This is a genomic window from Clostridium sp. AF36-4 (genome assembly GCF_003435975.1).
In the GTDB taxonomy this organism is placed as follows: domain Bacteria; phylum Bacillota; class Clostridia; order Lachnospirales; family Lachnospiraceae; genus Eubacterium_F.
Map to the genome: position 1 here is coordinate 1 of NZ_QTVH01000064.1, position 1,498 is coordinate 1,498.

General features: G+C 41.5%; 1 protein-coding gene and 6 tRNA genes. All 7 read left to right on the forward strand.

Annotation, left to right across the window (positions count from 1 at the left end; translation table 11 throughout):
* Positions 1-98 precede the first annotated feature (98 nt).
* Positions 99-171 (forward strand) — tRNA-Val (locus DW005_RS13555).
* A 5-nt stretch (positions 172-176) separates the two neighbouring features.
* Positions 177-249, forward strand: a tRNA-Thr gene (locus DW005_RS13560).
* Between the two features lie 4 nt (positions 250-253).
* Positions 254-335 (forward strand) — tRNA-Tyr (locus tag DW005_RS13565).
* A gap of 77 nt (positions 336-412) precedes the next feature.
* Positions 413-486 (forward strand) — tRNA-Met (locus tag DW005_RS13570).
* A gap of 5 nt (positions 487-491) precedes the next feature.
* A tRNA-Phe gene (locus DW005_RS13575) sits at positions 492-564 on the forward strand.
* A gap of 4 nt (positions 565-568) precedes the next feature.
* Positions 569-641, forward strand: a tRNA-Lys gene (locus DW005_RS13580).
* 291 nt (positions 642-932) lie between these two features.
* Positions 933-1,355 carry an EamA family transporter gene (locus tag DW005_RS13585; protein WP_117480191.1) on the forward strand — a complete coding sequence of 141 codons (423 nt, stop codon included), beginning with the start codon at positions 933-935 and terminating at the stop codon, positions 1,353-1,355.
* Positions 1,356-1,498: the final 143 nt, after the last annotated feature.

The following is a 1,498-nucleotide window of genomic DNA, read 5'->3' on the forward strand; positions in this document are numbered from 1 at the left end:
AGCGCCGCCCTGTCACGGCGGAGGTCGTGGGTTCGAGTCCCATCTGGGTCGTTGAAGCAAACGCTTCGTAGAATTTCATATAGGGATTCACAAAGTATGGGGTCTTAGCTCAGCTGGGAGAGCATCTGCCTTACAAGCAGAGGGTCACAGGTTCGAGCCCTGTAGGCCCCATCCGTGCCGACGTGGCTCAATTGGCAGAGCAGCTGATTTGTAATCAGCAGGTTACCGGTTCAAGTCCGGTCGTCGGCTTTATGGGCGGATTCCCGAGTGGCCAAAGGGGGCAGACTGTAAATCTGTTAGCTACGCTTTCGAAGGTTCGAATCCTTCTCCGCCCATTCCAAAAGATAAATTTCTTTTGGTGGGTAATGATTTGATATTTTACGAATGAGACTAGGATATCAAAGTTGATTGTCGCGGGGTAGAGCAGTCAGGCAGCTCGTCGGGCTCATAACCCGAAGGTCGTAGGTTCAAATCCTGCTCCCGCAATTTAAGCCCAGATAGCTCAGTTGGTAGAGCAGAGGACTGAAAATCCTTGTGTCGCTGGTTCGATTCCGGCTTTGGGCATTATGGGGCATTAGCTCAGGTGGTAGAGCACTTGACTTTTAATCAAGTTGTCCGGGGTTCGAGTCCCCGATGCCTCACTAGAGATCAGAGTAGTCTGGTCTCTTTTTTTGTTTCTTAAGGATAATAAAAAACAAATTCTTTATATATTTGTGATTTAGTAGTTGTCAGAAAAGTTGTCAAAGAAGAGCAAGAAAGGAAACTAAGGTAGGTAGCATTAGTTTGTGTTAAGTGTTCGTTGGCACAAACACAATGAGGACTATACTTGATGTTTTAAAAATAATTTGTTATACTTGATTCCAACGGGTGAGCACCTACCAACAGTCAGGCTAATTTTAGTTTGACTGTATTTTTTTAAGGAGGTGATAAAAATGTCAATGATATGGCCAATAGCACTGGTGATATTCTCAAACATTATTTATCAGATTTGTGCAAAAGGAGTTCCAAAGAATATGGATGTTATGGCATCTATGACAATAACGTATCTTGTAGGAGCAGTTTGTTCTGCTATTATGTATTTTGTGATGAATAAGAATGGCAATTTATTACAAGAGTATATGAAAACAAACTGGGCACCAATTTTTCTTGGTATATCTGTTGTTGGATTGGAAGTCGGTTTTATTTATGCATATAAAAATGGGTGGGCAGTAAGTACAGCATCAATTGTGCAGAGTGCATTTTTGGCAATTGCATTAATTATTGTTGGGGCAGTTCTGTATCATGAAACGATAACGGCGAACAAAATAATTGGTATAGTTATATGCCTTATTGGATTGTATTTTATAAAAAAATAAAGGGAGAACAAGAAATGAATGGAAAACTTTAGTTGTGCCGGCGAAAAAGAACTGATATAATCAAGATGTGAAAAAAGAAATACAAATCGGAATTGACCGAGCTCTTTAGAGCGAGGGAGGCTTCTTGTCCGAAGGGCAAGAAG